We start from the raw sequence: 24552 nt of genomic DNA on the forward strand, positions 1-24552 counted from the left end.
GAAAATGAACATAGAGAAAATTTTTCATTGACCAATACACATGTTGGTATACAAAAAACATTTCCTGGAGTACATTCCGATATTGGAGGAAGTTATAATGATGGTGTTGAAGTAATTAAAGAGATAGAAACTTCGTGGGGGTCTAGAAAAAAATTAGACCCATTAATCGATCGACTGGTAGCTGAAGGCTGGTATCATAGAGAACAACTTGAAATTACAGGTGGAAATTTATATTGGGCTTTACAAGGAACAAGAGATTTAAAAAAATCGTATAGTTATATTCCACTTCATTTTATGGGAGAAAGTAGTAAAAATAAACAAGTAAATATTAATACAGGAAAGCTGGAAAGTTTTTATGACATTTCAAGTGATGCATTGCTAGAAAGAGTGAAAACAAAATTAAGAGACTATGTTTTTGGCTCTGGAAAGCAATATTTACTCAATAACGAATTAACTCCAGAAGAAAAGAGCGATTTATTGTTGTTGAGGAATAAATATTTACATTGGTCCGCTAGAAGAGAAGGTATAGGAATGGATCCAAATAGCGATAGAAAAAGAGTCTATTATTAAAAATTAGTCCATAGACATTGAAACCAAGATTTAAAAAGTATACAATAAAAAAGGCAGATACTTTAGAAAGTATCTCAAAAAAACTAGGAAAAAGTATTCATGAGATAAAAAACTTTCATAATGTTTTTAGTAGTCCAGATGATTACATTGGTGTTGATTTACCCAAAACATTAAAAGAATTATTTATTTATCCTGAATTTCATGAAGAGGAATTAATTCGCATACCCAAGGTTACTTTCGATGCTGCTTATAAAATCGAAATAAAACCTTTTCAAGAGAAACTGCTTTATGGAGTAGAATACATCATTAAAAATGGAGTTGAAGAGCATAGTATAAAGTTTGAAATTTGTATATCGTGTAAAGAACGAACCGTTGAGAATGACTTTGTTTTTACCATTGATAGAACAACAAATACTTTTATAAATGAAGAAGAAGTAAATACTATTGCTGATGAATTAGCGGTAAAAACAAGCAGTGTTTTATATCCATTGGAAGTAATAGTATCTAAAGATGGTGAATGGACAGGAATTGCTAATTATGAAGACATTTATAAAAGATGGGAAAGTATAAAAGAAAATATTCTGAAAGAATATGGTGGAGAATGGGTTGAGAAATATTTATCTTTAAATGAGAGTGTGCTAGAAAGTGAGAGTAATGTTGTAACAAGCTTAAAAAAAGATTGGTTTTTAAAAAGCTATTTTAATACCATTTATGTTTATTATTCTCATAAATTTAGATTTATTACAAATGCTGATTTTCCAATTTTACCAAACTGTAAACCAGTGCGGTATGAAATAGAACAAAAAATTAATGAATTTATAGAACAAAATAATTTAATTAGAATAGAACAAAATGGCGAACTAAAAGAAGAGCGATCTAAAAGTGATTTACAAAATGAATTAAATGTTCCTTATTATGGGGTTTTGTACCCTAATCAAAATATGGCGAAAGGAACCTATCGTTCGGTTTATTTTTTAAATGCAACTTCAAAGTGGATTGAATCTTTGTTTTTAGAATGTTCTATTGAATTAGAGTTAGAAAAGAAGATACAAATAGTGGTGTCTCTCTTGTAAAAAAAATTAGTTGCTTCACAACACCTAATTTTAAATTTTAATGTGACAACAAAAACAAACAAAAAACATGAGCGAAAAGCATATTGTAGTGCAAGGAGCTGAATGCCAATGTAAGTTTAGTGTAGAACCTAAAATAGATAAATTAAAGGTACTAACACAAACAAAAGATTATGCTAATGACAAACAAGCATCAAAAAAGCTTATTGCAACAGATAAGGAAATTGGCCAAACTTTAGAAAAAAACACTTTTGGTAAATGTAAATTGCAACCTACTAGTAGCGATTTCTTGCCCTGTCAAGCTGTTATAACGAAATGGAGTGGTTTTTACGAAGAAGTAGTATTATCCAATCAAGGTAAAATACTCTTAGAAGATAGTAAAGCAACTTGTCCAATTGGCGGACCAGATTGTATTTCTATTACCAATCACGGGCAAAAATCGGAAGGTTCATCTCAAAATGCTCAAAACGCAAATGAAGATGTTCACAGTCAGTTAAATCCAATGGTGAACATCAAAACGATGAATGATGAACCTTTAAAACATGAAAATGTTGAATCCAATTCTATGTAAGTATGGCTAGAGGAGTTAAAAAAATAAAGTGGACAGGAAAAGGAAAAGTATTTCAAAAAAAATCGGATTACTCTTCTAGAATGGTTATTCCACCCAATGAATTTGTTTGGTTTACAATAAGCGAATGGTTGTCAGGAACCACACCTGAAGATCAAAAAAAGGATATTACTTGGATTTTTCAAGAACAGAATAGAAAAATAATTATTTGGAAAAAAGTTATTCCATCTAATAAGATTTATGCAATAAAGTTACCAAAGAAACTCTGCGGTTCTTATAGTTATTATTTAGAAGCCAGTTTATCTGGAAATACAGATCCCAATCCAACAGGCTTGTATATCAATGGTTTTTGTGATAAAAGAATTATTTCCAGTAAATGGGCTACTACAAATGGAGGTCAAGATGTACGCAAATCGTATCAATTTTCTTATGGTAATATTATTCATTTAAATCTATCAACAGAAGGTCTCAATGGAGATAGATTAATTGTAGAAATATATAATATTCAAAAACTTAGAAGTGATAAATTAATTTTTACGTTTACGAATGTTAAAGTAAGAGATGGAGAGGTAAATCTTGAAATTAAAAATACCTCTACATGGCAAGGTTTAGTCAATAATATTCAAGATGAAGAAAAGTTTTATATAAAAGTTAAAGATCAAGCGACAGGTAAATATATAGTTGATACTAATAATGATGAAGAACATGCTCGTTTTTTACGTATAAAAAATAAGCTAGTAGCAAATAATCCTCAACCACCACAAAACAATACAGCTGCAAAAACAGGCACACCTAGTCCAAAAAAAGAGAGATACGATCTTTGTAAATTTGAAACGATTTCCATTACAGAAACCCAAAAAAAAGATGGGAAAATGGAAAAAACAACTACTCTAGTTTTTGATAATGGTAAGGGATTAAAAGACGTTGCAAATCCTCAAAAAGAGGTAACCAAGACTATTTTTTTTGGGTTTGATAGTGATGTCATCACCAAAGAAGGAAATGAAAAATTAAATAATACCTTAAATTTTCTTCTTGAGCATGAACATTCGACAATAACAATTGATGGTTATGCTTGTGTAATTGGTAAAATGGAGTATAATCAATCACTTTCACAAAAAAGGAGTGATGCGGTAAAAAAATTCTTTATAGATGGGAAATTAGATCCTCGGAGAATTATTTCAACTGGTAAAGGAGAAATTAATGCTACAGACAATAAAGAAGGAGCAGATAATTTAAAATACAAAGACGAAAAAAAGTATGCAGAAGCTAGAAGAGTTGATATTTCGTTTAAATATTTCAGTCACACTGCGGCTACAATAATCTACGAAACAATCGTGCCTAGCCATGATAAAGATATTTTGTTTGATATTACAGCTTTTCAAACGGATGCTTGTTTTAGAGATAAGGATAAACATAAAAAAGAAGTTAAGGTCACTTCTTCAGAATATAAGACACCTTTAGTTAAAAGCGGAAGCTCGGTTACTATACCTGTACATTCTGCTTTATCAACATGGAATGTAGCACCTTTGCAATATATATGGCCAAAATGGAATTTAGTTAAAGGAGCTTCTGGAAACGGTATAGATGCAGCTGAAAACTATAATGTTTTTATACATTCTTGTCGTTATTTTTCTGAATATAATAATGCTACAATTTTGATTAAAGCTTATCCTGATATTAAATGGAAGCTAAATTTCTTTTTGAATCTTACTAATGATTTAAGTGTTAAATGGATGAATATGGACCCTTATGAACACAAAAAATTGCAAGAAAGATCGGGGAAAATTGGTGCAGAAAAAAGATGGAAGCAAAAAGATGCTTCGTTAGGTTTTAGTTTAAAAGCGAAATGGGATGAAGATAAACAAGAGCAAGAGTTTAAATATGAATACGAGGCAAAGTTTAAAAAAATATATGACTTATTTGCATCAATTGGTGCTTTGTCTGATGGAATAACAAATAAAACAAAAGGTAAAGCTAGGTCAATTTCTCCAAAAGGAATACCTGTAAGTTTTGCTGTTAAACCACCTAATTTATCATTAACAGGAGATTGGTTTTTAAGTCATCCAAAAGATAATAATAAAATTGTAGGTACAGATGTTGCAATTGGCTTAAATGCAAATCCTTTAATTGGTTTAGAAATAACAATAGATTTATTAGGAGCATTAATTTTTACTGCTGCTGGTACTATTTCTGGAGGAACTGCCTCTGTTCCTGTACTTAGATTTTATGAGCAAATTCAATCACAATTAAAAGAGGGCTGGGAAGTTGGTGATGTAGATAAAGGGAATGGAGCAAAAGCAAGTGTTGATATTTATATGGATTTAATTATATCGAATATAATTACCATAGGAACTGAATTTAAATTCAATACTGCTGGAAAAGCTAAAGATTCAAAATTTAAAATTGAAGCTAAAAATAAGCTAAAAGTCGAATTAAAAATTGGAGTAAAAATTAAAGGAGAAGCTGTAGTTGCGATAGTGAAAGCTGAAGTTTATTTTGAAGCTTCTGCCAGTGCTGATGCCTCCGTTACTTTTGGACATGGAATAAATTATGATGATAAAGGATTATATTATAGACCAGAATTAGGGTTTGATGGATTAAATGCAGAATATGTAGTATATATAAGTGCCTCTTTAGCATTAAAAATTAAAAAATCAAATCATGAAACACAAATAAATAGAGAAGGTAAACATAAATTTCTAGAAGGAAATTTTAAGAATATTATACCCCCTTTTGATGTGATTAAAGAATTAGAAACATTATTTAATATGGATGCAAATATCCCACTAATAAAAAATGATTAAAAAAATGAAAAAAAATGTTATAATAATAATTTCAATAATTATGATTTCTTGTAAAGGTCAGACTGATTTAGAACTTTTAAAGTTTGATGAAAAATTATCAGAAAAAACTACTGTTATTCAAGAATCAAATAAAGCAGTTGATGGTATTTATGGATTTATGAGTTTTGAAACATCAAAATTGAATGATTATAGATTTGGAGATGTTTCTTTTACTGAATATCAAGTGCCAAATGCGTATTCTTATGCTAAAAGTAATATATATTTCTATGTTGAAAATTATGAAAGTAAAAAATATTTAGGATTTTCACTTTATCTTGCCAAAAATGATGAAGGAGACAAACTAATTGATTATTTAAAACGAAAGTATGGTGCCCCTGAATCAAGAAATGCTATGAATGAAGATGAAAGTGCTTTTTTTTGGGATTTAAAATCTGATAACGCATGGGTGTTTTTAACAAAAAGAATAGAGAAGACTAAAGATAACGCTAAGTTTAATTTTACAAATTTAGTGATTGTAAAACAAGGTACAAGAGTAGAAAACTCTAAAGATGAAAATGTATTTACTATTCTTGAAAGATTTAATTTAGCTTACCCTAAAGAAGAATAGATGAAGTACTTTTATTTGTACATAGTAATTATTTTAATTTCCTCTTGTAATAAAAAGGGATATAATCATACAGAAAACAAAAAGTTGATCGATTCTATTGTACTATCAGAAAAAAAAGTAAACGATAATAACGATATGAAGCAAATATATTACGAATTAGATTGTAGCGCCTTAATGTGCAATTTCCAGATAAAAATTAATGATGTTGAAGTTTTTTCCTTAAATGTGGATGGACAAGCAACTATGGATATCCCAATAAATCAAGGAATATTAGGAAGTGGAATACAAGAAATAGAAATTAGAGTTACTCCACTAGAAGGTATGAAAGAACTAAATAATGAGGCTTACGTAAGGTATAGAGTAAATGAATTTGATGTGAGTTCAGGTGATTTTAAATTTATTAAACAATTTGAAAATTTTCAGACTTTACCTGTTCAAAAAGATATTCCGTTTTTAGTTCATAAAAGTAAATTTGAGGCGAATGTTGATTATAAAATTGATGCTTGGCAAAACGGACAAAATCTTAAAGAAGCAAATTTTGATGATTTAAAGAAAAAATTAATGTTTGCTTATAACGAAATGGTGAATGAGATAAACAAAGGAGATTATGAAAAATTTATAAAAAGAATAGCTACACGCGAAAATAATTTTGCGACAATGATGTATTTAAATGAACAGGAAAGAAACAATAGGGTAAAGAAACTTCTTTATAATTTTTCTAATGGGTTTAAAGCTGTTGCTATTGATGATACTGTTATAGTTGAATTTTCTGGTTATGGCAAATTAGCTTCTTTAAAAAGAATGAATGGAATGTCAGCATTATATTTAGTAAATGCAGAAACAGAAGAAGAATTAGTATTACCCATTACTTTTTATATGCCAAAGGGTAAAACAGAATTTGGAGTCATTTAATATATCTATTAACGATTAATAGATAGATATTTATATGATTTTCTCATTTTACCTGACTTTTTTATAATAGTGTTTTTGTAACCAATCGAATTAATGTTTTTGAATAAAAAATAATGAATAAATTATTAGTTGTACTTATACTTAGCTTTATAGGAAATTCATGTAATAATACGCATGATAAAATTTCAATTGATAAAATTGATTTGAATGAAAGTAAAGAATTTTTCTTTGGAGATGCCAATTTAATGTATGAAGCAAATGAAATAAATACGACACTCAATTTGACTTATACAAAGGAAGTAAATAGATTCAAATATGGGAGAGTTGAATTTACTAATTCGAAATCCAATAGTATGGCTTGGAGTAAAATTGGAGTTTTAACAGAATCAATTAATAATGATAAGCTTGTAGGAGTGGTTCTTTCTATTGAAGATAGTAATGAAAGTATAGCAATTTTAAAAGAATTGAAAAAGATAAATGGCGAGCCAAAAAATCTAAAACCTGTACCTACAGAAAACAACGAAGGTCAATTATTAGGATATGCTGCGTATGTTTGGTCTCTAAAAAATAATTTATCAATTGTTTTATCTCAATCTTATGAATACACAAATGGTAAAAGAGTAATTGCTTCGCTTATATATATCGTTTCAAATAAAACTAGAACTGGAAAATTGTATAATAACGAGTTAGTTGTAAATAGATTATTAAGAACCTATATTTAATAGTGTTTTTAAAAATTGAATAGAGTATTTATTTTGAGGTAAATTACTCTTTTGTAATGAGATAAAAAACATGAAAACAAACAAATAGATATACTTATGGTTTTTGAAATTGTAGAAGAAGTCTCAATCCTAATGAATGGATTCCAAAAAGAAAGTAAAACAAGATTTAATATCGATTTTTCATTGTACAATAAGACTGATGATGAACGAATTTATATCATTAATAAAGAAAGAATACATACACTACCTATTCAAGAAAATGCTTTTTTAAAAGTTGTTGATGAATTAGAAGCTTTAAATTACCCAATAAAGATTAAAACAGATTATAAAGGTCAATTTTTGGAAATTGAAGATCATGAAAACTGGCTTTTAGAATGGAATCAAAAAGCTGAAAAATTGTTAATTGATAGTTCTGACTTCGACAAAGCTAGAGAAGTTAAAGAATATTATTATGATTTAATTAAAGATCAAGAAACCTTTACTAAAATAAAATTTAAAGAGCCTTATTGGAATTTATTTTTCTTTAATCCTCCTATTGATAATGTTAATTTACCAGACATAGGTACTATTTTAAATTGGAATATTAAAGCCATGGGCGTTATTCCATGTGTAGGGCGAACCACTATTTTAAATCCTGGCGCAAGAGACATGATTATTTCTTTCGATTCGTACCAACGATTATCTCACAATATCATAGAAATATTAAAATCAAAAATTAAAAGAGAAATTAAATGGGACGATCAAACAGTAAAACTACACACAGAATCGCATTTTGATAATGTAGAGAAGAAAGTGAAGAAAAAATCTGCCTATTTTCAATTTCTTATCAAAGAAGAAATTAAATATACTGAATCGGTTACTATCGTAATGAAAAAATAAAAAAAGCATTTCTTTTTTATTGATTTCATTTTTTTAAACATATTTTATTATGGAATCCTTTTTTTTCTTATTTTCGTAATCGATTACGAAAAAATGTATTTTTTAAAATTCTAGATTTGAAAATTTTACTTCCGCTTTAACTACATCGATTTTGAGTTATAAAAACGTTAGTTATTAGTCTATTGGAAAGAAAGACTACAGATAAAATGTTTTTTACAATAAATAATCAAAGTGATTATTAAATAAATAAACAAAAACTTTTTTATTATGAAAAACCAACTTAAATGTATCTTGTTTTGCGGATTATTGGTATTTTTTTCTTGTGATACCGACGATACTATTGCAACTGATGTAGCTACAAAGCAACAAAAAGAAACAGTGTCTAATGTTGCAAAATCTACTACGGTTACCAGTGAATCTGCACTACGTTCTGCAGTTTCTACTGCAAATCCAGGCGATATTATTACGATTAGTGGTACAATCAATTTGACTCGTACCTTAGAATTAGCAAGAAGCGGAACGTCTAGTTCAAAAATTAATATTACTGGTGGTGTGTTAAATTGTGCAAATCAACCTTCTGGTAGTTGGGGTGTAAAAGTAAACGGAAGTTATTGGAATATTACTAATATGACTATAAGAAATGCTCCAGATTGTGGTTTGGTTTTGCAAAATGGAGGGTACAATTATGTATATAATGTAACAACTTCATACAACGGTGATTCGGGATTACAAGTATATAATGGAGCACATGATAATTATATCAGACAATGCTATTCTAATGAAAATTACGATGTTGCCAATGGTGGTGAAAATGCAGATGGCTTTGCTTGTAAATTATCAGCAGGTAAAAATAATGTATTTGAAGGCTGTATTGCAAATCATAATTCCGACGATGGTTGGGATTTATATGGACAACCTTATACTGTTACGATAAGAAATTGTACCGCAAGTAATAACGGTTATGGTACTAATGGAGATGGTAATGGTTTTAAATTAGGCAGTGCTGGACAATCGGTACCACATACCGTTACCAATAATACAGCAACAAATAATAAAGCTTGGGGATATGATGGCAATGGAAATACAGGACATATTACCATTACAGGAAGTAGTGGCTCTGGTAATGTAAAAGGATTATTTACCAGAATTTATTAATAATTAATTATGTAGAGATATCAAAAGAGCCATCAGAAAATAACTGATGGCTTTTTATTTATTGTGTGTAGATTACTCGAAAAGGAACTACATTTAAAGCTCTTTTTTCAATCATTAGTTTTAAATCTTCACTTAAGAAATTCCATTCTTCATCAGAATAATGTTCTTTGTTAGATTGTGTTAAATGAATGTCTATAGTGGGCGTATAACCAATATTGTTATCAAAACCAGTTTGAATCCCATTTTTTATTTCTATTTTTTCAACGGCTTCACCAAAATGATTTTTACATAAAATAATAATATCTTGTCGTGTTACAACTCTTTGATTAGAAATTAAATTTTCACGATAAGCATAAATCTTTTCTGAGTTTGTTAATTCGTTTCTTCCACCAACGGTGCTTGATAACAACATGATACTGTCTTTATCAAAATCAGCTCCTTTAAATACATTAAATTTACTGAAAGTACTTAATTTATTAGCATCTTCTCCATTTGTAGTCCAATATTTTATAAATAGTACTCCTTTTTCTTTTGATTTTTCAGTATTTAAAACTAAATAAGGATTGTTTAAATTTTGCATCCCAATTTGAGCCATTTTTCCTTTAAATCGAGCAATAATTTGATTGATTTCTTTCAAGTTATTATCGGTGAAATCTTGACCTAAACGAGAAAAAGCAGCCGCTTCATCACGAATCAAATCAATTAAGTAATTAATTTCTTCCGATGCATTTCTTTCATCAAAACGAGCTACACCTCCAAAACGTAAATAGGCATAATTTTCATCTTCTGGTTCAATGTTGTTGGTAATAACATCAAATTCCTTATTGCTGTCATTTAAGACTGAAAATAATTCCAGAAAATAATCATCATTTAGTTTTAAAGGATAAATATCTAATAACTCTTTAATGTTTCCTTGTGTTTCATTAAGTTTTTTATTAACAACTGGGAAACAGTTGTTGGAACAGAAAATATCTGATAAAATGGATGGACCAATAACATTAGGGAATTGAATTTTAATCCATAAAATGTCTTTTTCGCTTTTTAACTTCTCTAATTCTTTTTTAGGTAAAAAAGTTTCAAATTCATCAGGAAAAAGTGCTTCAGTATCGTTAATTTGAATAATGTCTTGTACTGAAATAAAATTTTTTTCATAAAACTCATTTGCATGCTCTTCAATCTTATGAATATGATAAATATCGTGTTGTTTTAAATCATATATTTTTTTCTCATTTTCATCAATATTATACCCTTGTTTTATAGTTAAAGGAATATTATTTAAAGACCATTTTGATCTAGGTAAAAAATGATAAAATTTGGTTCTTTCCGCTACATTTTTTAAATAGAAATAAAACATTAAATCCTTTAAAGTACCATTTCCTTCATGTTTTAATCCTAACCAAATAGTTCCATGTGGGGTTTGTTTCAAATATTCTTTTTCTGAAATAAACTCTCTAAATTGATTTTTTACAATTTCCTGAACACCATTAGGTAAAACTACATAGTTTAATTTATTTCTATTCAGTTTAATAGGAAGGGTAGGTCCGAAATGATAATTTTTTATAAAATTTTCAATTGGGTTGTATGGGTTAGGCTGTTTCTTTTGAATGAAAAATTGATGATAATCGTGTAGCGTGGTTTCGTCTTCTACTGGGTAAGCTCTTAAAATGCCTCTTGCAGGTGTAGCTTTTGCAGAAGCTGTAGGTGTTAAAATATCTACTAAGCGTTCTGTCATTCTTCTTCTGCTTGAAAAAATTTCATTTGATATTTTTTCTAATTCTTTGGCGCATACATCAAATAGAAGGTTTACAATAGGATCAAATACATTTTCTAATTCTACGTCGCTGTAGCCCCACTTTTTAGCAGCGCGTTTCAGCATTCTATCTTTAATTTGATCTTTTGATAATGAATTCATTGTTTGTTTTTTTATTTAAACGAAAAGGGTGCTAAATAGTACGAGCTTTTAAAATAATAAGGTTGGTTCGTTTTTTTAATGACGCCATAAACAATAATATCTAATCTTTTTTTTACTCTAATGTTCGTTTCGTAGCTCAGGGTGTTTTCATTAACCCCTAAAGTAACTTCAGTAACTTTTAATCTTTTTTCGTATTGATTTACTTTTTCATGTACCGATTCGCGAATCATGTCTTTTAGCTTATTTGGATTCGCTAATAAATTAAAATCGGTTTCCCAAATAACCGTACCAAATCCATCATCATACTTGTATTCTCCAAATATTGTGGAAATAATAACAGAAATGAATTGGGCTAATGATTCTTCAATAGTTACTTTAGCAGCATCATTTCCATTACTTAGCTTTTTGTAATCGAAAGGTATTTTATAGTACAAGTCTTTCATTTGTTACTGCAAATTTTAATTCTTCATTTTCATCTAAAGTTACTTTCACAGTATCACCTTTAGTAATCTCATTAGCAATAATCATTCGCGAAAGCGGTCTTTTTAATTTATTTCTAATGGTACCTTTAATAGGTCTTGCGCCATATTCTGGGCTAAATCCTTGCAAGGCTATTTTTTCTTTGTCTTCTTCGCTAATCTCTAATGTAATGTCTAGTTTCTCTAATAATTGTAAAAGCTCTTTTTTAAGATGAATGTCAAAAATTCTAGAAACACTTTTTACATTAATAGGAGCAAATGGAATAATTTCTGTTAAACGTCCTAAAAACTCAGGTCTGAAATAACCTGTCATTAATTGAATTAAGTCGTTAGATTTTGGAATAATGTCTTTTTCGAAAGATTGTACAATATAGTCAGAACCAATATTTGAAGTAAACAAAACAACTGAATTTGAAAAATCGCCTTCTTTTCCTAAACGATCGTGTAATTTTCCTTCATCTAGAATTTGTAAGAAGACATCAAATACCGATTTGTGTGCTTTTTCTATTTCATCAAATAGTACTAATGAATATGGTTTTTGTCTGATTTTGTTTACTAATAAACCACCTTCTTCATAACCTACATAACCAGGAGGTGCACCATATAATAAAGCAGCAGAATGTTCTTCTTTAAATTCCGACATGTCTAAACGAATAATGGCGTTTTCATCTCCAAATAAGAAGTCTGCTAAAGATTTTGCTAATTCAGTTTTACCCGTTCCTGTAGGTCCTAAAAAGAAAAACGAACCAATAGGTTGTCCTGGTTTTGTTAAACCAGAACGCGATTCCATGATAGCATCAGAAACTACTTTGACCGCATGATCTTGTCCAATAACTCGTCTTTTTAGGGTGTTTTCAATATCCAATAATCGCTCTCTTTCGTCTGATTTTACTTTTCCCGCAGGAATTCCTGTTATATCAGAAACTACTACCGATAAATGAGAACCTAATACTTCATTTTCAACTTCTTCCAGTTTTTCTAAATCAGTTAGAATATCATAAATGAAATTTATTTTAGCATCATGATTTTCTAAAGCATCAAAGTGAGCATTATTTTCTTCATTTTCATAGATTAATTTACCTGTTTTTTGAAGAATGTCATTTAATAACCAAGTAATTCTTTCTTCCTTTTCATTGATTTCTTCAATAGTATGTAAAGCATCGGCCTGATTTTTTAAATCGGGTAATTCCTTTTTAATAGTTTCTTTGGCTACCTTTAAAGAAGACATTGTTCTATCGATTAAGTCTAATGCCGAATCAGGTAATGATTTCTCTTTTAAATATCTTTTGGCTAAGCGAATGGCTTCTTTCTGGCTTTCGTCAGAAATGGTAAAATCGTGATGTTTTTGATAAGATTCAATAATACTAGAAATCATTCTAAACGCTAATTCTTGATTGGGTTCTTTAATTTCTAATGTTTCAAATCGTCTCGATAAAGCATCGTCTTTTGCTAGTGTTTTTCTAAATTTTTCTGGAGTTGTAGCACCTATAAAAGTAATTACCCCTTTTGATAATTCCGACTTTATAATACTGGCTATACCAGAACCTTGATTAGAATCGAAAAGTTCGTGGATATCGTCGATAAAAAGAATTGGTTTTTCAACTGTTTTTAATTCATTGAAAATCTTTTGCAAACGATCTTCTACTTCTCCTTTGTAAGAAGCACCAGCGAATAAGGCACCTATGTTTATTTCGTAAACGGAAGCATGATCGAAAGCATTTAAAATATTTTTAGTAGCAATCTTTTTGCAAAACCCTTCAATTAAAGCTGATTTTCCTACACCTGGTTCACCAGTTATAATAACGTGTGGTTTTAACTTTCGGTTTAATATTTCTGTAATTGTTTTCAACTCTTCATCTCTTCCTATAATTGTATGCTCTTCATTTTTTGCAATATTTTGTAATCGATTGATACAATATTTAGATACAGCATTTGAAGCGGTAGAAGAAGTAGATGTATTTGTAAATTGTATATCTGGACTTTTAATCGTTGTGCCAGATTGATATAATTCTATAATCGTAGACGCAGTAATAGGTAACGATTTTAATTGATCGTGTGAAAAACCAATCCCAGGTGTTATTGCTGCGGTAAGAATGGCAGGAAAAACACTGATGTTGTGTTTTTGTTCAAAATTTTCAGCTTCTTCTAAAACAATAGTGGCACTTTCATCAGCTTCTGGTGAATCTGAAGGTTTGGTTGTTTTTGGATATTCACTTATTCGTATATCGGCCCATTCATCTAAATAGAAAACATCTACGCCTTTAGTGTCTAATTCTTTTAAAAAATCAAATTGTTGATTTAGAATGGCTTTCAACACATGTGCAGCGTGATATTTGGCATTTAAATTTTCTTTTGCATATTGTTTGGCTATGTGAATGATTTGTGATGTTATTTCTACAGACATTTTTTTATAGTTATCAAAATTTTTAATTAAATCTTGAACCTACACTAAGAGCTTGTAAGTTTCTTTCTAACGATTTGTTGTCTTCTTTTAAACTTTCGTTTTCTCTTTTTAGGTTCTCGATTTCTTTTTCAGCGTCTTTGGTTAACAGCAGCCTTTTTTTTGTGTTTACAAACTCTTTAGTTGTAATTATTATATTTTGATATAAAGCAGGGTTTATTGTAGAATCTTTAGGAATACTCTCACTTAATTCTTTTAATTCATAACCAATAGATTGTTCAATAAATTGAAAACTTAATGGTGCTTTGTCTAAAGAATCAACTAGTTTTCCTATTTCTTCCATTTTTAAGGTAAATTCTTTGTTGAAATTGAACTGAGAATTCATTCTGTCATTTTCATTTTTTAACACTTCATTTTCTTTTAAAGGAAGTTTAAAATTGAAAAATATAGCGGCAATTAATACTCCTGTTGTTATAAAAAACATTAATAGGAATAATAAAAATGCATTACGACGTTCTTTTTTATTTAAAATATCCATAGTTGTTTGTAGTTTTAATCAGCTAAAAATGTTGGTGAAGAATCTATATCATTATCGTCGCTACCAAATAAACCAGTAGATTTACGATCGTTTTTCAAAATATTTTCATTTACAAAAATACCAGCATCACGTTTTTTACCGATATAATCTAGTTGGTTTAAAATAGAGAATAATTCATCTATTTTGGTCATGAAATCGTTTACTTGTGCTACAACTGCTTCAATGTCATACGCTTTGTATTTCACATTTATGGTGTCTGTAAAAAGTCTTTCATAGTCGCCACTAGTAATGTCAGTCCATTCAGAAAAATAATTAAATAACATTTCTTTTCCGTCTCCAGAAAAATAATCAAAACTGTTTTTTACTGAACGACTTAAGCTAATCACGTTATTTAATACATCAAACGGTTTTAAATTATAGTTAATCCACTTGTTTTTAGTGATATGTAGTTCTACAAATCGAAGCGCTTTATCGCAAACATCAAAAACCATGTTAGCAATTACATTTTCATCTTCGTTATTATTTCTGAATTTGATTTTGCGATTAATTTGAATAGCATAAAACTCTAATTGTTTGAAAAATAAATCGTACGTTTCAAATAAAGTAATTAAACTGGGATGGCTATTTAAAGTTAAACAAGGAGGAATGTAATTTGTTATTATTTCATATCCATCTGACGAAGTTTTAAACTTTGCAATTGGAAATTGTAAGGCTCCTATATTATTTTGATTTACTTCACTTTCTAAAACGGTGCTTAAGCTATATTTTGGAAGTGCATGAGGAAATCGAGGAGGTACTTCTTCCATGTTTTGTTCACCAGAAGGTACGCGAGTATAAGGATCAACATTTAAAAGTAAAAAATAATTATTTTCTTTTAAATCAAAATCTTTCAATTCTATTTTTTCTGAAAATTCACCTGTAAAATCAGTAATTTCTATTCTTCCCCCTGCTGGAGTTATTGCTTTAAGTGTTTTAATAGAAACACTTAATTCGTTATGCGCATCAATTGAAATTGTATACTGAAAAGGACGACTTAAATGAGTTGAAAGTAATCCATAATGTAATTCATTTACTTCTAAATTTCTTGCGTCTCGAATAGAGTCTTCTAAGTTGTCTTGGAGTTCGATGAAATGTTTTTTATTGATTTTCATTCCATCAATCCAATTCACTGGAAAATGTTTGATGTTTTCTGCCATAATTTTTTTTATATACGTTGACAAATGATGGTAGCTCCATCTTTGATATTGTTTGTGTCGATTGCTAGTTCAGGATCAATGTATTCAGAGGAACTGAACCATTTTGGTTTGGAGTAAAAATACCATCCATACGGCTGGTTTTTTTCATCTACAAAATGAATTTGACTATTAGGATTTTTTTCGTTGTAGTCATTTATAAAATAATAAAACAGTCTTCCAAAATCAATAGCTCTTGGAGCTTTAACTTTAAAATTGATGATTTGAGTATCGGTTGCTTTCTTTTGAAAAACTAAATTTAAAATAATAATGTTTTTCATTTCTGAAACTTTAGGAGAAGGATATTTATCGTTTAATGGGTAAAACCATCTTTTGTGTAGTTTAACTGGTATAGATATAGAATATTCAAATAATTTATAACAAAAAGTAGGTAGAAAGAAGAAAATCAAACTACTTAATAAATAAAGTGAAAACTCACCATCTAGGAAGAATTTTGTAATCACGTATGTAAATGCAGCTAAAAATAAACTTGTTGAGAAAGCAATACCTAGTTCACCTAAGAAATTTTTAACTTCAAACTTCTTGAAAGTATCATGAAATGTTTTCAAATGAGCAATTCCGGCTATTGCAAAATAGACTTGAAATGAAATTAAGCGTTGATTTAAACTAGTGTTTTTTAAATTATATAATATGAAAGAAAATACAATAAAAATTGCTACCTGAATTAAAATATAGAAATAGTATTTTTTTCGTTGTTGTTTGAATTTTGGTATTTTACTTCCAATAAAAATATTGATTACTAATGCGATAGCAATTAATAACAATAAGTATATTAATTCTTGACCAAAGTTGAAATAATTGAAATATTTTTTCATTTATAATATAGTTGATATTCCTAGTCTTGATTTGTACTCTTGTTCTCCCATGGCAAATGCCTGGTCTTTTTTGTTTAAAATAACATCAAAAGAATATTGAACATGAAAGGGTAAAAATAGATTAAAAAAGTTATTTAAAAAAGATTCCATTTGCTGATTTTGAAAGTATTTACTTAAATCTTTTGACTTTTTTAATGGGCCAATAATGAAATTATATTTTTTAAGAAAAATTCTTTCCGAACTCTCCAATGTGGTGTTTATTCCCATAATTAAATCGCTAGAGTTGTCATTATTGTCGTTTACTTTTTCAAGTTTAATATAACTCGTTTTATAGGTTACTTTTTCGTTTATAATTTGTTCTAAAATGGAGACAATCTCATCCATGTTTTGATTAGAATTGTCTTTTAATTGTAATAAGGCATAAAACATTTTTACAACTAATTCATTTGGAACATCTTCATTGAAAACTAAAATAGTTTTTATAATGTCTACTATTCCATTTGCATTTAAATTAGAAAAGAAGTGATTTTCATTTTGTTCAATAGCATGCCTAAATCGAAAAAGTTCATTTTCGATAGGATTAAAGAAATTTCTGGCATCTTTTTCTTCTTTTTTTCTAGTTTTAAACTCCTCAACTGGATTTGAGTAAATGTCTGTATTTCTATAATTGTGAGAGATGCTTTCTGGTAAAACATCATAAAAACCATCTCTGCTAATATCTATATTTAAAAGATCGGTATCAATAGCATCTCTATTTATGGTCATTTTGTCTTTACTGAACTTTCTGTAAAAGAGACCTTTTGAGTTGATAATTATATTTTCATCATCTACATGATTTTTTAATAAAGAATCAAACAATAGTTCTACTTTTAAATCAAATACTGTTAATGCTCTATGATTTTTTATAAAGGTATTTTCTTTATTCATTTTCTTTGTCGTTTTTCAATCTTCCAGAAACTACATAAAACTTTCTCCAATAATCACTTTTTAAATCAGAAATAGAGGCTCCTCCTGCTAAATTTGCATTGAAAAACTTATTGTTTTTTAAGTAAATACCCACATGACTAATTATTCTTTCATCAGTAATTCTGAAGAATACTAGGTCGCCTTCTTTTAAGTTTTTAGTTAACTTAAATAGATGGAAGCGTTTGTCCAATCCCATTTGTTCAGCTGTTCGGGGTAATTCACAATTGTATACTTCTTTGAATAAACGTTGCATTAAAGCAGAACAGTCTATGCCTTGTTTGGTTTCTCCACCATAGACATATTTTGTGCCTTCCCATTCTTTGATAAACTTGTATAATTTTCCATTAATTATTTCGTCTTTTTCGACGTCTAATTTTTTTGAAAAGTATATTTTGTCTGCTTCAGGAACAGGGTCATAAACTACATAATTTGCTTTTTCTTCGTAAACGTTTTCATTGTAATAAGTAGACGTGCCTTTTTTTGATCCACAGTTAATTAATAGGAATGAAAAAAAGAGCAAAGCTATAATCTTCATTGTATGTTATTTGTTTGTCGTTGAAACTAACTACAATAGTATGGGTTTTTATTAAAAAAAACAAGTGTTTTTAGTAGAAATATCTTTCAAAAAGAGTAATATTTTTTTATGTTGAAAATTCTTGTTTTAAGAAATAAAATGAAATTAAAGATATGTATTTTAATAAAAGAAAATTCCTATTTTTGGTAAAATTTATATTTAACCTTTCTAAAAACTACTTTAATTTAAAAGTAATTGAATAGCACTATGTTTATTTTAAATCCATTTAAAAGATATTTTGATGTAAAAGTACCTTTGCTCTTTTTTGGAGTTGCTTTACTGTCGCTTCTAATTATTGTGTATAAATTAAATAATGAAGTGGAGTGTAATGCTAAAGAGTTTAAGATAGATGCTCCTTCTTTTACAGTTGGTGAATTTATAATTTTTTCTGATGATTCTAATAGTAGTCATTCTTGGAGATGGTATTTTGGAGATGATTCTCAAATTGCTTTTCGATCTAAAGTAGCTCATTCTTTTGATAAAGAAGGAAGCTACTTAGTGAAGTTAGTTATTAATAATAAATGTACACTCCAAAAAGTAATTACAATTGTACCCAGAAAAACGGATGTAGATCAATCATTAATACCAAAAATTAATGTGCCAGATTATGTTGTAGAAGGAGAAGAGGTAGTTTTTGAAGACACAACTATTGATGCACAATCATGGGAATGGCGATTTGGCGAAAATATGAATAATAAAGTAGATTCGTTTGATAAAAAATGTACTTATACCTTTACAAGTCCAGGTAGAAAAATGATTTCATTGGTTGTGAATGATGATTATACGCATGTAGGGACTAAAGTTATTTTTGTTATGCCTAAAAAAGAACAACAAGTAGTGCAGGTTGATAACAAAAGAAAAAATCCTCCAATTAATCCTTTTATACATGTGCCAGATGCACCACCTGATGATGGAAATGTTGTGAAAGTAGAAAAAGGACCAGAAATAGGAGGTTCAGATGCCAATAAGATTGAAGATGTGTTTAGTTTGGTAACCAATGGTAAAATATCTTATGAGGAGTTACTGCAATATTTTTGTAAGTATAATTTACCAACAGTTGTTTTTAAAGACCAAAAGACATGTTCGTTAAAAGAATTTTATTATCAAGTAAAGAAAGAGAGGATAAAATTGAAGAATATATCTATTCAAAAAGTAAAAGATGATTGTATTGTAATTATCTTAATTGATAAAAAATACAAGTCAGTTTTTTAGTTTTATGAGCTACGAAAAGGTTATCGTTAATATTAATAATTGAATTATTAATTTATCAACATATATTAATTTAAATTTTTTCTATTTTTGCGATTCAAATATAATTTAAAAGATTAAAGTGTCTTTTTTTGAGACATTTTCAAATTTAATAAAAATACAATGAAGACAATTCAATTTAGAGAAGCTATTTGTGAAGCAATGAGTGAAGAAATGCGTCACGATGAGTCTATTTATTTAATAGGAGAAGAAGTAGCTGAATATAATGGTGCATACAAAGCTTCTAAAGGAATGCTTGATGAATTTGGACCAAAGAGAGTTATTGACGCTCCAATTGCTGAGTTAGGTTTTGCAGGTATTGCAGTAGGGTCAGCCATGAATGGAAATCGTCCAATTGTAGAGTTTATGACGTTTAACTTTTCATTAGTAGGTATTGACCAAATTATTAACAATGCTGCTAAAATGAGACAAATGTCAGGCGGTCAATTTAATATTCCTATTGTGTTTAGAGGGCCTACAGCTTCTGCGGGTCAGTTAGCAGCTACCCATTCACAAGCTTTTGAAAATTGGTATGCTAATTGCCCTGGTCTAAAAGTAGTAGTGCCTTCAAATGTTTATGATGCAAAAGGGCTTTTAAAGTCGGCTATTCGAGACAATGACCCAGTTATTTTTATGGAATCTGAGCAAATGTATGGTGACAAAGGAGAAGTGCCAGAAGGAGAATATACATTACCATTAGGTGTTGCAGATATAAAAAGAGAAGGTAAAGATGTAACAATAGTTTCTTTTGGTAAAATCTTAAAGGAAGCTTTTATTGCTGCTGAGACGTTAGAGAAAGAAGGAATTTCTTGTGAGGTTATCGATTTAAGAACTGTTCGCCCTTTAGATTATGATACGGTTTTAAATTCAGTTAAGAAAACAAATAGATTAGTTATTCTTGAAGAAGCATGGCCATTTGGAAGTGTAGCTTCTGAAATTACTTATATGGTTCAGGAAAAAGCTTTTGATTATTTAGATGCGCCAATTCAAAGAATAACAACTGCCGATACTCCAGCTCCTTATTCACCAGCATTATTGAAAGAATGGTTGCCAAATGCAGACGATGTAGTAAAAGCAGTTAAAAAAGTTGCGTACAAGTAAATAAAAACTTATTATATTTGAAACTTCATCAAGAAATTGATGAAGTTTTTTCTTTTTTGAACTAAAGATATGCACATACAAAAAATATTTTTTCTGGTACTTTTCTTTTTTACATTTTTGAGTTTCTCACAAACAAAAGTGGGAGGGAAAGTTGTTGATGAATTTGGTGAACCCATTCCTTTTGCCAATGTCATCTTTAAAAATTCAAAGGAAGGGGTCATTACAGATGAAAATGGGAGTTTTTATTTTGAATCAAGTCAAAATTACACCGCTTTAGAAGTGTCTTTTATTGGTTTTGAAAAAAAAGAAATTCCTTTAAAATCAGGTACAAATACAGGGTTGAAAATTATTCTTAAGGAAGGTACTCAATTAAAAGAGATAGTTGTTTATTCTGGTAAAACATCTAAAAAAGACAATCCAGCTTTAGATATTCTTAGGAAAATTTGGGAACGAAGAAGAAAGAATGGGCTTAAAATGTTTAAACAATATGAATACGAAAAGTATGAAAAAGTAGAATTTGACTTAAATACAATAGATTCCGCTTTCATGAGTAGTAAAGTGTTTAAAGGAATGGAATTTATTTTCAAACAAGTAGATACTTCTAATATTTCAGGAAAAACGTTCTTGCCTATTTTTATCAATGAAACCTTAAGCAAAGTGTATGGCGATAACGAATCTAAGAAGTTTAAAGAAATTATTGAAGCCAATAAAAATTCTGGATTTAGCACAGGTGATGGTGTAAACACTTTTATTAAGGATCTATATGCAGATTATGATATTTATGATAACTACCTGAAATTTTTCGATAAAGATTTTGTAAGTCCCTTATCGCGCACAGGAATTAATGTATACAATTACGTTTTAAACGACAGTATGTATATTGATGACAAATGGTGTTACAATATTGTATATTATCCAAGACGTAAAAATGAATTGACTTTCAAAGGAGATTTTTGGGTAAACGATACTACTTTTGCTATTAAAAAAATCAATCTAGAAGCAAGTAAAAGTGCCAATATTAACTGGGTTAAAGAAATTTATATTGAGCAAGAATACGATGTGTTAAACGATTCTGTCTTCTTACTTAAAAGAGATTATATGATGTCTGACTTTAGTTTCTCTAAAAAGGAAGAATCAAAAGGGGTATATGGAAAAAGAACTACTTTAGCTAGAAATCATCTCTTTGATGTTAAGAAAGAGGATAAATTCTATAAAGAAGAAGTTAATTTCTACGATAACAAAGTCTTCAATAGGTCTAAAGAATATTGGGAAGAAAACCGTTTTGAGGATTTAAACGAAAATGAAGCTGGTATTTACAAAATGCTAGATACTTTAAAAGAAGTACCACGTTTCAAAAGAATTTATAATCTCGCCTCTATATTAGGCAGCGGTTATATTGAAATACCAAAATGGAAAATGGATTTTGGTCCTATTTTTTCTACTTTTGGGTATAATGATGTTGAAGGACAGCGTATTAGAGTAGGTGGGCGAACCTATTTCGGAAGTAACGATATTTGGCGTATACAAGGTTATTTGGCTTACGGTTTTAAAGACGATAAGTTTAAATACGGTATTTCAGGAAAATGGATGGTCGATAAGAAAAATCGTATCATTTTATCAGCAGGTAATAGAAGAGATGTTGAGCAAATAGGAGTAAGTTTAACGACCTCAAATGATGTGTTAGGGAGAAGTTTTGCCTCTTCATCACTTTTTTCTAGTGGGACTAATAATAAACTAACTTCGGTTAATTTAACGACTTTAGGTTTTGAAATAGAACCAGTGAAAAATCTAACTTTTCAAACCAATTTTTCACATAGAACCTTAGAATCAGCTTCTAATGAGTTTAGTTTGAATTATTTTACAGATGCTTCCAGGACTACTACGAATAGTATGGTTAGACAATCTGAAATCAATTTTGTTACTGAGTATACACCAAAGCGTAGAACGGTTGGCTATGGTGTGGAAAGACTTTTGGTAGACAACAACTACGCTCGAATATTTTTAAGTTATAGTCAGGGTTTTAAAGGGGTAATGAATAGCGATTTTGATTATCATAAAGTGCAATTTTATTATCGTCAACCCGTTTTAATCGGTGGATTTGGAAGATTGTTTACTACCCTCGAATTAGGAAAGACTTACGGTCAAATTCCTTTAGGTTTAATGGGAGTTATCCCTGGAAATCAATCTTATTTTATCATCGATAATACCTATAATCTTTTGGATTATTATGATTTTGTGGCCGATGAATATGCTTCTTTGCATTTTGAGCATCATTTTAACGGAAGGTTATTTTCAAGGGTGCCCTTGTTAAGAAAATTAAATTGGCGAGAAATTGTTGGTGTTAAAGGGGTATATGGTACAGTTTCTGAAGAAAATCGCCTCATTAATGCTTCTGGTTTAATTTATAGAGCTCCTGAAGATGTGTACTGGGAATATAATGCAGGAATAGGTAATATTTTTAAAGTTTTACGAATTGATTTTGCTTGGAGAGGAAGCTATTTTCATATTCCAGACGCAAATAAGTTTACAGTTAAAGCCTCTTTCGGATTTTATTTTTAATCGTTTTGGGTGTTCCCTTTCAGGTCGCGTTTTTCACTATATCTTTTTTTGTTTTTTGATAAAAACAAAAAAAAGGATGCCGTTGCAACCGCTAACACTAATAAAGTATCATGAAAAAAGCAATTCCTTTTTTATTGCAAAGAGATTCTGTTTTTCAAGAAATTATCAATTTATACGGAGAACCATTTATTGCTACCAGACCTGAGGGTTTTGAGTCTTTATGCAAATTAATTATAGAACAACAAGTTTCCTTGGCTTCTGCAAAAGCCTGTTATCTAAAATTAGAAACTTTTTTAGAGGCAATAACACCAGAAACTATTTTAAATGCTTCTGAAGAAGCGATGCGAAACAATGCTATTTCTAAACAAAAAGTAACTTATTTAAAAGCTTTAGCGAAAGCAGTTTCTTCAAAGGAATTAGAATTAGAAACTCTTTCCTTAAAAGATGAAGCGCAAATCAAAAAAGAACTTACTGCAATAAAGGGTATAGGTAACTGGACTGCGGAAGTGTATATGATGTTTTGCCTTAAAAAAGAAAATGTCTTCCCTATAGGAGATATTGCCTTGCAAAATACTCTCAAAGAATTATATTCAGTTAATACTAAAGAAGAGATGATAGCCTTAGCAAAAAACTGGGAACCAAAAACTTCTTTAGCGACCTATTTTTTTTGGCATTACTATCTTAAAAAGCGTAATAGAGAACCATTGGTTTATTAAATTGTTAACTAATAATGATTTTTTACTAATCTAATAAAATAAAATAGTAATTCATTCTTATAAAAAATATAGAATGATTACATTTGCACCCGCTTTAAAAACAAAAAAAATGACAGCAGATAAAGTTACTACATTTGATGTATTGATAGAAATTCCAAAAGGAAGTAGAAATAAATATGAATATGATTTTGATTTGAAAAAAATCAGATATGACAGGATGTTATTTTCATCTATGATGTATCCTGCAGATTATGGTTTTATTCCTGAAACTTTAGCGTTAGACGGTGATCCTTTAGATGTTTTAGTTTTAGTAACAGAACCTACTTTTCCAGGTTGTGTAATGGAAGTAAAACCAATTGGTGTTTTCCATATGGCAGATGATAAAGGACCAGATGAAAAAGTAATCTGTGTTCCAGTTTCTGATCCTATTTGGAATAAATTAAACGATTTGAGCGATATTAATCCTCACTTATTGAAAGAAATTGAGCATTTCTTCCAAGTATACAAAGACTTAGAAAACAAAAAAGTTGATGTTGAAGGTTGGGGCGATGTTCAAGAAGCAAAAGAGATTTTTGTAAAATGTACGCATAGATTTAATGAAGTGCCAAACAAACCAGAAGGATTGTTTAGTATTAAATAAATTAAGATAATTATTGTAAAAAAGGCAATATTCCCTAGGAATATTGCCTTTTTTGTTTATTTT

21 protein-coding genes and 1 pseudogene are annotated in these 24552 nt (G+C 29.2%); 14 read left to right on the forward strand and 8 right to left on the reverse strand.

All coding sequences use genetic code 11. The annotated features are described in order from the left end of the window. The 9 genes and pseudogenes from CX675_RS20230 to CX675_RS17730 form a co-directional block, all read left to right on the forward strand. Positions 1–570 (forward strand): annotated as a pseudogene (locus CX675_RS20230) (DUF2235 domain-containing protein); the annotation flags it as partial. 17 nt (positions 571–587) lie between these two features. After that, the gene (locus CX675_RS17695) at positions 588–1643 is read left to right on the forward strand and encodes a LysM peptidoglycan-binding domain-containing protein (protein ID WP_130736584.1); all 1056 of its coding nucleotides are present in this window, start codon (positions 588–590) and stop codon (positions 1641–1643) included. Between the two features lie 67 nt (positions 1644–1710). After that, complete coding sequence (locus tag CX675_RS17700) at positions 1711–2211, forward strand: DUF4280 domain-containing protein (RefSeq protein ID WP_130736585.1); 501 nt, start codon at positions 1711–1713, stop codon at positions 2209–2211. 2 nt (positions 2212–2213) lie between these two features. Beyond that, positions 2214–5012 carry an OmpA family protein gene (locus tag CX675_RS17705; RefSeq protein ID WP_130736586.1) on the forward strand — a complete coding sequence of 933 codons (2799 nt, stop codon included), beginning with the start codon at positions 2214–2216 and terminating at the stop codon, positions 5010–5012. Positions 5013–5016: 4 nt separating this feature from the next. Then, a complete protein-coding gene (locus CX675_RS17710) occupies positions 5017–5619 on the forward strand; it encodes a hypothetical protein (RefSeq protein WP_130736587.1) in 603 nt (200 codons plus the stop codon). After that, entirely contained in the window at positions 5620–6531 is a 912-nt protein-coding gene (locus CX675_RS17715) for a hypothetical protein (protein ID WP_130736588.1), read from the forward strand. 113 nt (positions 6532–6644) lie between these two features. Then, positions 6645–7253: a hypothetical protein gene (locus tag CX675_RS17720; protein WP_130736589.1), complete on the forward strand. Its 609-nt coding sequence runs from the start codon at positions 6645–6647 to the stop codon at positions 7251–7253. Between the two features lie 96 nt (positions 7254–7349). After that, a complete protein-coding gene (locus CX675_RS17725; protein WP_130736590.1) occupies positions 7350–8132 on the forward strand; it encodes a hypothetical protein in 783 nt (260 codons plus the stop codon). Between the two features lie 267 nt (positions 8133–8399). Continuing rightward, a complete protein-coding gene (locus CX675_RS17730) occupies positions 8400–9287 on the forward strand; it encodes a right-handed parallel beta-helix repeat-containing protein (protein ID WP_130736591.1) in 888 nt (295 codons plus the stop codon). Positions 9288–9345: 58 nt separating this feature from the next. Here CX675_RS17730 and CX675_RS17735 read toward each other — a convergent pair whose 3' ends face one another. The 8 genes from CX675_RS17735 to CX675_RS17770 are packed head-to-tail and all read right to left on the reverse strand — an operon-like array spanning position 9346 to position 18186. After that, complete coding sequence (locus tag CX675_RS17735; RefSeq protein ID WP_130736592.1) at positions 9346–11199, reverse strand: type VI secretion system baseplate subunit TssF; 1854 nt, start codon at positions 11197–11199, stop codon at positions 9346–9348. A gap of 11 nt (positions 11200–11210) precedes the next feature. Then, positions 11211–11642 (reverse strand): GPW/gp25 family protein, encoded by a 432-nt coding sequence (locus tag CX675_RS17740; protein ID WP_130736593.1) that lies wholly within the window; start codon positions 11640–11642, stop codon positions 11211–11213. Next, positions 11623–14082, reverse strand: coding sequence for an AAA family ATPase (locus CX675_RS17745; protein WP_130736594.1), 2460 nt, complete (start codon positions 14080–14082; stop codon positions 11623–11625). Before CX675_RS17745 ends, CX675_RS17740 begins: the two co-directional genes overlap by 20 nt. 22 nt (positions 14083–14104) lie before the next feature. Beyond that, positions 14105–14617 carry a type VI secretion system TssO gene (gene tssO, locus CX675_RS17750; protein WP_130736595.1) on the reverse strand — a complete coding sequence of 171 codons (513 nt, stop codon included), beginning with the start codon at positions 14615–14617 and terminating at the stop codon, positions 14105–14107. Positions 14618–14631: 14 nt separating this feature from the next. Beyond that, positions 14632–15813, reverse strand: a complete 1182-nt coding sequence (locus CX675_RS17755; RefSeq protein WP_130736596.1) for a hypothetical protein — start codon at positions 15811–15813, stop codon at positions 14632–14634. A gap of 8 nt (positions 15814–15821) precedes the next feature. Continuing rightward, complete coding sequence (locus tag CX675_RS17760; RefSeq protein WP_130736597.1) at positions 15822–16685, reverse strand: TssN family type VI secretion system protein; 864 nt, start codon at positions 16683–16685, stop codon at positions 15822–15824. After that, a complete protein-coding gene (locus CX675_RS17765) occupies positions 16686–17612 on the reverse strand; it encodes a hypothetical protein (RefSeq protein ID WP_130736598.1) in 927 nt (308 codons plus the stop codon). After that, positions 17605–18186: a C40 family peptidase gene (locus tag CX675_RS17770; RefSeq protein ID WP_130736599.1), complete on the reverse strand. Its 582-nt coding sequence runs from the start codon at positions 18184–18186 to the stop codon at positions 17605–17607. Before CX675_RS17770 ends, CX675_RS17765 begins: the two co-directional genes overlap by 8 nt. A 234-nt stretch (positions 18187–18420) precedes the next feature. Between CX675_RS17770 and CX675_RS17775 the strand changes: the two genes are divergently transcribed. The 5 genes from CX675_RS17775 (at position 18421) to CX675_RS17795 (ending at position 24489) form a co-directional block, all read left to right on the forward strand. Then, positions 18421–19437, forward strand: coding sequence for a PKD domain-containing protein (locus CX675_RS17775; RefSeq protein ID WP_165396086.1), 1017 nt, complete (start codon positions 18421–18423; stop codon positions 19435–19437). 159 nt (positions 19438–19596) lie between these two features. After that, positions 19597–20574: a pyruvate dehydrogenase complex E1 component subunit beta gene (locus tag CX675_RS17780; RefSeq protein WP_130736601.1), complete on the forward strand. Its 978-nt coding sequence runs from the start codon at positions 19597–19599 to the stop codon at positions 20572–20574. 69 nt (positions 20575–20643) lie between these two features. Beyond that, positions 20644–23133: a DUF5686 family protein gene (locus CX675_RS17785; protein WP_130736602.1), complete on the forward strand. Its 2490-nt coding sequence runs from the start codon at positions 20644–20646 to the stop codon at positions 23131–23133. Positions 23134–23243: 110 nt separating this feature from the next. Further along, the gene (locus CX675_RS17790; RefSeq protein ID WP_130736603.1) at positions 23244–23849 is read left to right on the forward strand and encodes a DNA-3-methyladenine glycosylase; all 606 of its coding nucleotides are present in this window, start codon (positions 23244–23246) and stop codon (positions 23847–23849) included. A 109-nt stretch (positions 23850–23958) separates the two neighbouring features. Further along, positions 23959–24489: an inorganic diphosphatase gene (locus CX675_RS17795; RefSeq protein ID WP_130736662.1), complete on the forward strand. Its 531-nt coding sequence runs from the start codon at positions 23959–23961 to the stop codon at positions 24487–24489. The last annotated feature ends 63 nt before the right edge of the window (positions 24490–24552 follow it).

This window comes from Flavobacterium sp. J27, assembly GCF_004303025.1.
Lineage (GTDB): Bacteria > Bacteroidota > Bacteroidia > Flavobacteriales > Flavobacteriaceae > Flavobacterium.